This is a genomic window from Natronobiforma cellulositropha, from assembly GCF_025629245.1.
GTDB lineage: Archaea > Halobacteriota > Halobacteria > Halobacteriales > Natrialbaceae > Natronobiforma > Natronobiforma cellulositropha.
Map to the genome: position 1 here is coordinate 29,620 of NZ_JANZXN010000003.1, position 11,934 is coordinate 41,553.

Sequence of the window (11,934 nt, forward strand, 5' to 3'; positions counted from 1 at the left end):
AGCGAAGTCGGACGGCCCTGCCCGCGTCGGCCGCTCGAGTGCGATCAGAGCGACTCGAAGAGCGCCATCACGTCGGCGAAGCCGATGGTACCGGTTCCCGCGAAGTCGAACTTCTCGACGTTCCCGGTGATCAGTGGGTCGTCCATCGTCTCGAAGAAGACGATCACGTCGTGACTGGCGACCTCACCGTTCCCGGTGATGTCGCGGTGGAGTCCGTCTCCGTTCAGATCCATCGGCGTGTAGGTGTCGCCGTCGAACTCGAGTTCACCGGACCAGTTACTGGATCCGTCTTCGTCGGTCCAGTTGTCCGAGTCGGTCTCGTCGGCCCAGTTTTCGGGCTTGACCGTAAGCGATGTAGGAATGATCTCGGGCGAGATCGACGTGCCGGAGTCGTCTTCGATCCGGTCGAGTGTAACGTCGACAGTCGTCTCGCCGTCATCGATCCCTTCGAGCGTGACCGTCGCCAGGTCGACATCCGTCGAACGCGACAATCTCGGGGTCGTCAGCGAACGCGAACACCGGGCCGGTGCTCGTCGCGACCGACGCGTCACCGGCGGTGGCGTCGAGATCGTCTCCGGAGAGACCGGTGGGAACTGCATCGAGGGGGAATGTCGCGTTGCCGCCGATGCACTCGCGGCCCGAGTTGCCGCCGATGCGTGGTTCGCCTGTCATCGTGTAGTCGACCGTTGCCGACCAGGGGTGATAACGTATTTTCAAACTCTCCGCATGATCGGTGTGAACACTCTCTAGAATCTCTCCAAAATCGAAACGTCGAACAGAAATCGAAGGGGGACCTCGAGTGGACCGGGCCGACTCGGAGACCACCGGCCGAACTCGACGGGTGTGGCCGACAGCCGCAGAGAGAACGAGAGGTGTCCTCGAGCGCCTTACAGCATCTCGAACACTCCGAGACAGGGGTCTCGTACGCCCGAGCGTCTTACAGCATCTCGAACACTCCGAGACAGGGGTCTCGTACGCCCGAGCGTCTTACAGCATCTCGAACAGCGAGACCACGTCGTTGAAGCCGACGCTCCCGCTGCCGCTGAAGTCGAAGCTGCTGACGTTGTTCTGGACCACGTCGCCGTTGTGCTCTTCGAAGAACGTGACGACGTCGTTGAACCCGAGGTTGCCGTCGCCCGTGATGTCCTCGTAGAGACCGTCACCCGTCAGGTCCTGGGCCGGGTTGCCGTCGCCGTTGACGTCGAGTTCGACCGGGTCGACCGGGTCGTCGGAGCCGTCGGTATCGAGCGTCGTCGCTTCGGCGAGCAGCCAGAAGACCGGCGCGGTGTAGTTGATCGCCCACTCGTTGACGTCGTAGCGCGCCTGCTCGTCGACGTAGAGGTGGGCGACGCCGGGGTCGTCGTACGGCGCTTCGTTGAACGACATCCCCATTTCCGGCCACTGGTCGCCCCAGTTGGGACCGCCGACGACCATCCCGGGCAGCAGCGTCCCGGTGCCGTCGACGAGACGGTCGTGGGGGTTCTCCGGGTAGTAGCTACCGACGCGCGTCACGTAGGAGTAGCCGGTGGCAGAGCGTCCCAGCACGTGGTGGAGCTGGGCGAGTCCGGCGTCGACGTAGTCGGGGTTCGGCTCGATGGCGTTCGCGAGCATGAACATCACACCGAACGAGGCACCCTTCTGTGCCGACGCCCAGTGGTAGTCGCGCTCGACGAGGGCGTTCTCGAAGCCGTCCTGCTGGACGTGCTCGAGTCGGGTGTCGGCCCACGAGAGGATAGCGTCGGCGACGTCGTCCTGGCGGGCAGGGTCGCCTGCGTCGGCCGTGTAGTAGGCGTACTGGCCGAGGACCAGACCGTTGTACCAGTCGAAGTCGATCGGTTCCTGGGTGAAGACGTGTGCGAGGTCGGCTTCGAGGTCGTCGTTGTACGAGGAGTCGCCGGTCGTCTTCAGCAACTCGGCGGCCGCCCAGAAGCGGTCGAACTCCTCCATCGCGTAGCCGTCGATGCTCGGGTCGGACATGCCGTCCTCCTCGAAGCGGTTCGGGTCCTCGAACTCGGGTCCGCGGTGGTACGGCCCGGAGCCGGCGTCCTGTTGTGGGTCGACCCGCCAGACCATCTCCGGGTTGTCCTGCAGCCAGGCGTAGGCGTCCTCGGCGCACGCGAGCATCTCGGCGGCGAAGTCGGCGTCGTAGGCCTCGAAGAGGCGCGCCGCCTGCGCGAAGTTCGCACACGCCATCGCCGTCCCCGCAGAGGAGAGTCCGAAGACGTAGCGCTGCTGGGTGTCCTGCGCCGGTGGCGCGAAGGGTGCCCAGTTCGTCCCGGCGACGATGAACCACATCGCCCCGTCGCGTCGCTGGGCCTTCTGGAACCACTCGAGTTTCCACTTGATCTCGGCGAGCACGTCCGGCATCCGCCCCGAATCCTCCTCGGAGATGCCCGGCGGGAAGTTGTAGTCTAAGTCCTCGAACGCGCCCGGGTTGCGCTCGTAGGCCCACATCTTCGCACCCAGCGTGATCGCACTCGGTGCGGTGTACTTGCTGTAGTCACCCGCGTCGTACCAGCCACCGGTGACGTCGACGGTCTCACCCTGGTCGTACTCGGGATCGTCCCACGCCACCACCTCGGCTTCGGCGTCCTGCTGGTGGCCCGCCTGGAAGGAGAGACCCGTCTCCGGGTCGTCCATGTCGACGCCCACGCGCTTGAGCGTGTAGAGCCGGCCCGCCTTCCGGAGCGGGTCGACGTAGACGTCGTCTCCGATCTCGAACGGGAACGACGACTCACCGCCGACCTCCACGACGTACTCGCCCTCGTCTTCGAGGGCCGTGAAGTCCGCGTGGCGTACCGTCCGGTTCGAGTTCTCGTCGTCGACAGGCGCAGAGAGGTCACCGCTGTAGGCGACGCTCCCGCTCGAGTCGACGACCTCGAAGGCGGTCCCCGACACCCGGTCGTCGATCACGACGGCGACTTTCGTCGCTCCCGGGAGGTAGCCGACCTGGTTGACGCGAATCGCGCGATCGTGTTCGTGTGCCCCGACCCCGCCAACTCCCAGCGAACCGAGCGTGGCCATCGCCGCGAGACCACCGGTCGCTTTGAGCAGCGTCCGTCTGTCTACCGTGCGCTGTCTACCCATACCACGTAAGACGCGTACCCGGCGGCATAAAAATTTATTGTTTTTCGTGACGGTCACAAGGCCCGTTCGGCTCCGACGGGTGCGAGAGCGCAGTGAGCCACGGGGGTGATGCGCGCTCGAGTTCGGGGACGAGCAAACGGGTGCGACGAGCGGTCCGCCCGCTCGAGTCGCTTAGATCATCTCGAACACTCCGAGACGGGAGTCTCGTACGCCCGAGCGTTTTACAGACGCTCGAACAGGGAGACGACGTCGTTGAAGCCGACGCTCCCGCTGCCGCTGAAGTCGAAGTACTCGACGTTCGACTGGACCACGTCGCCGTTGTGCTCCTCGAAGAAGGTCACGACGTCGTTGAACCCGAGGTTGCCGTCGCCGGTCACGTCCTCGTAGAGACCGTCGCCCGTCAGGTCCTGGGCGGGGTTGCCGTCGCCGGTGACGTCGAGGTCGCCTGGTTCGCCCGGTTCGCCGGGGTCGCTCTCGCCCCACGGCAGTTCGTCGGGTTCGTTCCAGTACTCGTCGGGCAGGAAGTCACGGGGTTCGTCGCCCTCGCCGTAGTAGGTGTAGAGTCCAGCGAGCGCGCCGACGAGGCCGGTGTTGAAGTCGATGGCGACCTCGTTCAGCGTGTAGTCGGCCGTGTCGTCGATGTGGTTGTCGCTGGCGTCGGGACCGCCGACGAGCGCGCCGTAGAGGGTGTACTCGTGTTCCGGTGGCACACTCGGCATCCCCGAGTCGGTCCCGTGAGCGGCGTCGTGGTGAGGCCGCTCGGCGTGGCTGTCGGTGAAGCCGACGATGAGCGAGTAGCCGAAGGGGTTGTCGCCCATGATGTACTCCATCTGGCCGAGCGCCCAGTCGGTGACGTCGCTGTTGCCGGTGTAGTTGCGGTAGACGGTCGCCATGAACTGCGCCGCCGCGTTGTACCGGGCCGATCCCCACTCGTTCAGGAAGGAAAAGCCCGCGGGCGTCGTCTGGATGTAGTCGCCCCACGAAGCCTCGTGAGAGACCTCGCCGCCGCTCCAGTACGCGAGGTTCCAGAAGGCGAGTTCGCGCCAGCGCTCCTCGCCCGTGATGTCGTAGAGTTTGAGGAAGACCCCGCTCCAGACGGAGTCCCACGACTGCACCCAGGTGTTGTGCCAGTCGTCGTGGACCGAGGTGAGGATGTCGCTGACGTGACCCGTGTAACTGTCGCCGCTGACACCGGCCGCGTCCTCGAGATAGGCGTCCTCGCCCGTGGCCTCGTGAAGCCAGATGGCGGCCCAGCAGAGGTGGTCGGCGTCGTTGGTCGACTCGTAGTACGGCGCGGCCGTCTGGGGGACGCCGCGGTGTTCGTCGGCGAAGGCGTAGAGCGCTTCGGCCGCGTCGAGACACTCCGCGGCGTAGTCGGGGTCTTCGCTCTCGAGCACCAGCGAGATGACGGCGAGCGCCGCGGCGGCGGCCGCCGACCGGTCGCTCGCCGGGTCGTCCGCGGTCGCGAAGTAGGCCGGACGGGGCGACTGCTCGGGGTCCTGTTCCTCCGGTGGTCCCCAGTAGTTGTGGTCGAAGCTCCCGCCGCCGTTGCTCACCTGGTAGCAGAAGGCGACGACCTCGCCGCTGTCGTCGCGGAAGATGCACTTCAGGAAGTACTCGGCGAAGCGGTGGAGGTGGTGGAGGATGTGGTCGTAGCTGCCGACGTCACGGAAGGCGTCCTCGAACTCGAGGACGGCCCACGCGAGGTTCGACGCGCTGAAACTCTGCGGGAGACCGAACTTGACGTGGTCGCCCGCGTCGTGGAAGCCGCCGCTGACGTCGACGGTGCCGGTGCCGTCGGGATCCAGAATGTCGCTGTACTGGCTGATGAAGCCCGACGAGAGGTCCGTCCCGCCGTTCGAGACGGCTTCCTCGAGCGGCACGGCGGCGTCCTCGTCGTGGCAGGCACCGCGCCAGGCGAGGCGGCCGTCGCCCGCGTCGGGACCACACCGGTTCGCGTCGAAGAAGTACAGCGACTTGTTGAGTGCCGACGCCAGGTTGTAGGAGTGCTGGTGGGCGCTGGCGGTTCCGGGACCAGCCCCGAGGGCGAACAGGCCAGCCCCCGCTCCCGCCGCCTTCAGCAGGCGGCGACGCGAAGGGTGGGCGAGACTGGTCGTTCGGGACGGTGCAGAACGGTCCGTGGGTGGTGTGTCGTTGGTCATAGTTCCTCTGCGTAGGGGTGGGCACACGCGGGCCGCATCGGGGTGTGCATGAGTGATACTAACATCGATATACTCATTAAATCTTCTGTATTGTATTTGGAAACATAGAACGCAGGTGTCGGTGTGCGAACCGAGGTCCGAAAACCGCCGGCCGACGGCGGCGTGCGCTAGATGCGCTCGAAGAGGGCGACCACGTCGTTGAAGCCGACCTGGCCGTTGCCGCTGAAGTCGAAGCGCTCGACGTTGTCCTGGACCACGTCGCCGGTGTGTTCCTCGAAGAAGGTGACCACGTCGTTGAAGCCGAGGTTCCCGTCACCCGTCACGTCCTCGTAGAGTTCGTCACCCGTCAGGTCCTGGGCGGGGTTGCCGTCACCGGTCACGTCGAGGTCGGCCGGTTCGCCGCCGCCGTCGCCGGTCTCACCGACCACGGTCGCCACCGTCGACTCGAGCCCGTCTGCCGAGACCGCGACGACGCCGAACTCGTAGCTCGAGTCGGTCTCGAGACCGGTGATGGTTACGGTCGTCCCGCTCGTCTCAGTCTCGAGCGAGCCGTCGAGGTACACCTCGTAGCCGGCGGCGTCGGCGACGCTGCCCCAGGCGAGGTCGACGCTCGAGTCGGTCGCGGAGACGACCGTGAGCCCGGTGGGCTGGGCGGGAGCCGTCGGCTCCGGTTCGTAGTCGACCGTCGCGTCGCGCAGCCAGAGGGCGTCGATCTCGATCGCTCCCGTGCCGCCGTGGTCGAAGCCGAAGCGAAGCTGACCCGGGTCCTCGAGGTCGCTCTCGCCCGCCCCCGAGAGGTCGAGCGAGACGAGGCTCATACGGCCCGCTTCGATGTGGCCCTCGGCGACCTCCGAGAGGAGACCCTCGAATCCGGCGAAGGCGACGTCGACCTCGGCTTCCTCGCCGCCGTCGTCACCGCTGACGCGGACCATGAGGTGTGAGTACCGGGAGATGTCCTGGGCGACGGCGGTGCCGTACCAGCCGCCGTCGTCGTACTCGAAGCGGAGGGTGGCGTCGCCGGTGACCTCGTTCGCCTCGAAACCGTCGCCGCCGATCCAGTTGCCGAGTTTGTTCGCCTCGGGCCACTCGGGGTCGCCCTCGTAGTCGTTGATCACCAGGTCGTTCGCGTGCGGGCGGTCGGCCTCGGTGCGCACGGCGATGGTCTCGCTCGTCGCCGACTCGTTCTGGGCGAAGTCGACCGCCGAGACCGCGATCTCGTAGGTCGTATCCGGCAGCATATCAGTGAGCGTCGTGCTCGTCGTCCCCTCGCGGATCTGGACGGTCTCCTCGCCGTCGACGTAGAGCCGATAGTGGTGGAGTCCGGCCGGGCCGCGGTCCTCGACGCTGCCCCACTCGAGCGTGATCGTGCGGTGGGTCTTCTCGGCCACGGCGAGGTCGTCGGGAACGTACGGCGGTTCGTCGTCGTCGAACGGCTCGGTCGTCACCGTCACCGTTCCCGGCGCGCTCTCGTTGCCGGTGCCGTCCTCTGCGGAGACGCCGATCTCGAAGGTCTTGTCGGCGAGGAGGTCGACCAGCGTGACGCTCGTCTCGCTCCCGGGGACCTCCGTGTGTTTCACGCCGTCGAGGAAGACGTTGTAGTGTGAGAACGGCGAGTCGCCGGGGCTGTCGACGGTGTCCCACGCGAGTTCGACCGTCGTCTGAGTCACCTCGAACACCTCGGGGTCCGGTACCTCGGGTGGCTGGTCGTCGAACTCGACGGTCGGAATGCGGTCGTCGCGGTTCTCCTCGAGGACGTCCTGGATGAACCCGCCCATGAAGTCGTCGTAATCGCCCTCGTCGCGGCCGAGGAGTGACCACTCGCAGGGCAGTTCGTCACAGTACTCCGGAATGTCGTCCTCGTAGGGGTGGCCGATCGAGTCTTCCTCGTCGGTGTGATCGACCGGAGCAAACGGGCGGTTGAACATGACCGGCCGCCAGGTCGGGTCGGCACACCAGGCTGTCCAGTGGAGACCGTCGTTCTCCTCGAGGAAGTCCATAAACGGCTCTCCGAACTCCGAGGTCGACCCGCGGAGGTAGTCAGAGCGGATGTCGTTCTGCCAGCCGAACTCGGTGACGACGACCGGGGCGTCCTCGTGGACGCCCTGCATCCCCTCGGTGTGGTCGGTGTCCCAGGCCTCGTTCCGGCTCACGGTGTGGCCCGGGTAGATGTGGTAGGTGTAGGCGAGGTTCTCGCCGTCGAACGGCTCGACGTAGTAGCCTTCGGGGTTCTGCGTCCAGCTCGGCGAGCCGACGAGGATCAGGTTGTGCGGCGCGTGCTCGCGGATCGTATCGACCCACGGCTGGGCCGTGTCCTTCCACTCGAGCCAGATGTCGGCGTCGTTCTCGAGGGTGGTCCACATGCCGGGTTCGGTGGGCTCGTTGTACACCTCGAAGATGACGTGTGACTCCTCGGCGTAGTGGGGGGCCATCGTGTCCCAGAACATGTCGACCTCGTCTGCGAGGTCGGCCTGGTCCCACTCGAAGTCGCCGTCGCCCCAGTGGCGGTGGTAGTCGACGATGGCGTAGACGCCGCGTTCTTTACACTTCTCGACGACGGGGTCGAGGTGCGTCTCGATGTAGTCCTCGAGTTCCGCCCGGGTGAACGCCACCGCGTCCGGCGGGCCACCGGTGTGGCCGGGTTCGTACTCGCCGATGTCGATCGGCTGGACCGGAATCCGGATCACGCGCGGGTACCAGCCGCGGCTCTGGTCGGTCAGAAACTCGACGACCTGCGGGGCAGTCATCCCGCGCGCCGGTGCCGTGACGTTGATCCGTTTCGGATCCGCCATGTTCAGCCCGCGCAGTTTGACCTCCTCGCCGAGGGGGTCTTTGATCAGGTTCCCCTCGACGTGGAGCCACGGCGTCGGAATCTGTTTCTCCGTGGTCGCCGTCGCGGTGCCCGTCGCTGCGCTCCCGAGCGCGAGCGCGCCACCGGCAGCACCCGCGACTTTCAGGAAGTCCCGGCGGGTCGCCCCACCGACTGTACCCTGCGCGCTGTCACTACCCGGGGGGTGAGCGCGCTCGTCCGTCCGTTCGTCAGCCTCAGTCTCGTGTCTCATGGTATGTCTCGTGGTCCGTATCCGGGCGTCCACACACCCACCCCACCGGCCGCCGACGGCGCGGGACGGGGACCCTGTCCCGTCCGACCCGAGCGCGTCGCGTCCCGGCGAGGCTCGGACGCGGTTTCCGAACACGTGCTGGGAGGGTTGTATTCACTCACACATAAACACTGTGTAAATTACCAGTGGCCAGACGCCACCGGAGTGGTCTCCGCGAGCACGCGGCTTCCAGCAGCCCGAACGCCTTACAGCCGTTCGAAGAGGGCGACGACGTCGGTGAAGCCGACCTGGTCGTTGCCGCTGAAGTCGAAGCGCTCGACGTTGCCCTGGACCACGTCGCCGGTGTGTTCCTCGAAGAAGGTGACGACGTCGTTGAACCCGAGGTGGCCGTCGCCCGTCACGTCCTCGTAGAGACCGTCGCCGGTGAGGTCCTGGGCCGGGTTGCCGTCGCCCGTCACGTCGAGGTCGGCCGGCTCACCGCCCCCACCACCCTCGCCGGTGCCGGAGAGTGCGTGCCCGGCGATTTCGACGGCACCGACGTCGGTACTCGCGAACGACTCGAGCCAGTCGACGCCGTCGAACTGGACGGTACAGAGTTCGCTCGGCGCGTTGGCGCTGACGAACAGGCCCACGTAGAACTCGTCTCCGAGCGCGACCTCGCCGGTCTCGATCTCGGTCCACTCCTCGCCGTCAGTAGAGAAGAGACCGGTCATCACGCCGTCTGCGTACTCGAGTCTGAGCCACAGCGGCGGCGCGTGGTCGTCGTAACGCCGTTCGCGCCAGGTGGGCGTCGTTTCGTCGAACGCGCGGACGATCTCGGTCCCGGCGCTCGGCGTAACGGCGACGCCACCGACGGCGCCGTCGGCGTCGAGGTCCTCGAGCGCGACGATGCCGGCCTGGGCGTCCGGATCGGTCGAACTCATCGAGGCGACCTGCGCCTCGAGCGTGATACTGCCCGAAGCCACCCGGGAGGCGACGTGGAACTCCGCGAGATCGTCGAACAGTCCTTCGCCTGCGCCCTCGACGAGGATCGAGTCCTCGGGAAGTTCGACGACGGTGACGGTCTCGGTATCGGTGGCGCTCGCGCCCGCCTCGTCGGTGACGGTCAGTTCGACCTCGTACGCGCCCGGTTCGTCGAAACGGTGGCGGACGGTCTCGCCGGTCGCCGTCGTCCCGTCGCCGAAGACCCACTCGTAGCCCTCGAGCGAGCGCCCGCCGCCCGTCGAGTAGGCGGCGCTGAACCGGCCCGCCTCACCCACCCGGAGCGTCCCCGGCGAGGTGGCGTCGGCGAGCGGGCCGCCGGTGGCCGCGCCCGTCTTCGCCGCCACACGCTCGCCGTAGGACTCGAGGATGTCGCCCGACTCGCTCCGATAGAGCTGGAAGCCGTCGTGGTCGTTCGTGCTCTCGAGGACGACCTGCCAGGGCAGCGGCGCGCCGATGTCGTACTCGTCGAAGAGATCGTACCACTCCTCGAGGAAGTCGTTTCTGGCGTCGAGACCGCTCACGCGGTTGACGTTGAACTCGCCGCAGTAGGCCGGCTTGCCGAGTTCGTCGTGGGCATCGGTGACGTGTTCGCGGATCCACTCCGCGCCGTGTTCGTACGGGAACGGTGATCCGCCGTCCGGATCGTTCGGGTCCGGGTGATCCCAGTGATAGGGGTACATGTGGAACGAGCAGGCGTCGATGGTGTCGATGTCGTGGTGGCGGATGTAGTCCTGCCCGGTCCAGTCGTTGTAGAAGAACTCGCTCGCGCCCTCGCGGGTGTAAAAGCCCTCCATGCCGGTCGAGACGAGGTGGTTCGGGTCGAGCTCCTTGATGAACGCCGACATCTCAGTGATCCAGTCGGTGAGGACGCCCTGGCGGTCGTCGATGGTCTCGGTGTCGTCACCCTCGAGTCGGGGTTCGTTCGCGAGTTCCCAGAGCATGATCGCGGGTTCGTCGCGGTAGTCGATGCCGGTGATCGTGTTGGTTCGGGTGAGGATGGTCTCGACGTGGTTCTTGTAGGCGTCACGGCACGCCTCCATCGTGTAGAAGTCGCCGCGGTCTTCGGCGCCGTCGATCCACTCGACGTACTGGGGGATGCCGCCGTCGTGGTCCCAGTTGTCCGCGAGGGCGATGATCAGGCGGATGCCGTGTGCTTTCGCCTTCGCGACGACGTAGTCGAGGTGCTGGAGACCCTCCTCGCTGTAGACGCCGAGTTCAGGCTGGAGACAGTGGCCGTCTTCGCCCTCACAGTGGGCCCACGTCCGGAGGACGTTCAGCCCCATCTCGTCGAACAGTTCGATCAGGTCGTCGACGCGCGCTCTGGTGGCGTGGTTGTCGGTGATCCAGAAGTTGTTCGTCCCGTTGAAGTAGATCGGCTGGCCGTCGACGACGAACTCGGTGCCGTCGGTCTCGACGAAGTCGGTCAGCTCGGGCGTCGCCGTGGCGGGGACGCTCCCCAGCGTCGTGATCGCCGCCCCCGCGCCGAGAGCCTTCAGAAACGTTCGACGGTTCGCAACGGCACCGGTTCCGGTGCGTTCGGCCGCTGAGTCACCCGATCTGCGGTGGTTCGTGGTCATAGTAGTGTGGTGGGCCATCCGAGGCGTCTCGAGTGTCGAATGTGCGCTGGGTCGGGCACGCGACGCCAGCCACGATCTCACTCGGATATCCTACACATACAGACGAATATGAAATAAACGTTCCGCCACCTCGACGAGCGCCGAACCGGCCGGCGAGGGCGTGAGAACACACCACAGGCCATCAGTATCGGAAATAGAGACGAACCCCGTTCCTTCGGCGCGAGAGAACGCGCCAGCGGGGACGCCGACGACGCGTTCGTCTCGAGCGCGGCCGAGAACCACCCGTCGGGGAAAAATTCAGCGAGAAATTATAGAATTTATTCTAATCGGGCGAGAGTGATAGCTTCGTGAGTGCGGTCCCCGGTCGCGTCCGGGAGCCGGTTCGGAAGGCGGCAAAGCGGGACGAATTAAAAATGATTTAATATAAAATTCAGGAACATTCCGCAGGAGCGCACGGAGCAGCAGGATTCGGAAGACGGGGTGTGAAAATAGTGTTATTTCCCATACAAGTGTGCGAGGATAAAACAAATACACGATAAGTCCAGGAAAAATATGTGATCGGAAGGCGAACGGCCCGTTGCCGGCTGTTGATCGGTAATTTCCAGGTATGGACGCGGTGAAACCGTCGTATGTGTCACGATAGATCACCAGATAGATGTGATACGACGATAATGATAATTCAACGGTAGATGGTCACGAACGTCCGTAGAAGTTACAATCGTATGGTTGTAACGGAATTGTTGGCGAGCGGATCGACCGCTGTCTATCGGTTCGAAGGCGGAAGCAGTACGTCTTCGTATACATACCAAATTCGAATATATGGTGAGTGTTAAATATATCTTGTGGAAGGGGCGAAGCGACCAGAACGAGGGTGTGAAGCGATTCTCCGCCACTGGCGTGTAGTATCCCACGCTCGAAGAGTTCGGCCCTCGCACCGACCACGAGCAGAGAGTGGCAGGGAGACACAGGCGATATTGAGGTTGTGGACGGCCAGAGGGACGGAATTCGGGACTTCAGTGTCACAGGAGTAAAATTCGGGAGAAATACTGTTAAATCGGAGAGGTA

The 11,934-nt window shown here is 65.3% G+C and carries 5 protein-coding genes; all 5 read right to left on the reverse strand.

The features are described from left to right. Positions 1 to 44 precede the first annotated feature (44 nt). Positions 45 to 599, reverse strand: coding sequence for a hypothetical protein (locus N0B15_RS00215; protein WP_263004946.1), 555 nt, complete (start codon positions 597 to 599; stop codon positions 45 to 47). Between the two features lie 388 nt (positions 600 to 987). Next, complete coding sequence (locus tag N0B15_RS00220) at positions 988 to 3,087, reverse strand: glycoside hydrolase family 9 protein (RefSeq protein ID WP_263004947.1); 2,100 nt, start codon at positions 3,085 to 3,087, stop codon at positions 988 to 990. A gap of 221 nt (positions 3,088 to 3,308) precedes the next feature. After that, positions 3,309 to 5,249, reverse strand: a complete 1,941-nt coding sequence (locus N0B15_RS00225; RefSeq protein ID WP_263004948.1) for a glycoside hydrolase family 9 protein — start codon at positions 5,247 to 5,249, stop codon at positions 3,309 to 3,311. Positions 5,250 to 5,416: 167 nt separating this feature from the next. Further along, positions 5,417 to 8,308, reverse strand: a complete 2,892-nt coding sequence (locus N0B15_RS00230) for a cellulase family glycosylhydrolase (protein WP_263004949.1) — start codon at positions 8,306 to 8,308, stop codon at positions 5,417 to 5,419. A 245-nt stretch (positions 8,309 to 8,553) separates the two neighbouring features. Then, positions 8,554 to 10,869 carry a PKD domain-containing protein gene (locus N0B15_RS00235; RefSeq protein ID WP_263004950.1) on the reverse strand — a complete coding sequence of 772 codons (2,316 nt, stop codon included), beginning with the start codon at positions 10,867 to 10,869 and terminating at the stop codon, positions 8,554 to 8,556. Positions 10,870 to 11,934: the final 1,065 nt, after the last annotated feature.

What these genes read in the sequence shown, in the direction of transcription:
- N0B15_RS00235 (WP_263004950.1), bottom strand. Translation starts at nt 10,869, where the DNA reads ATGACCACGAACCACCGCAGATCGGGTGACTCAGCGGCCGAACGCACC.
- N0B15_RS00215 (WP_263004946.1), bottom strand. Translation starts at nt 599, where the DNA reads ATGCAGTTCCCACCGGTCTCTCCGGAGACGATCTCGACGCCACCGCCG.
- N0B15_RS00225 (WP_263004948.1), bottom strand. Translation starts at nt 5,249, where the DNA reads ATGACCAACGACACACCACCCACGGACCGTTCTGCACCGTCCCGAACG.
- N0B15_RS00230 (WP_263004949.1), bottom strand. Translation starts at nt 8,308, where the DNA reads ATGAGACACGAGACTGAGGCTGACGAACGGACGGACGAGCGCGCTCAC.
- N0B15_RS00220 (WP_263004947.1), bottom strand. Translation starts at nt 3,087, where the DNA reads ATGGGTAGACAGCGCACGGTAGACAGACGGACGCTGCTCAAAGCGACC.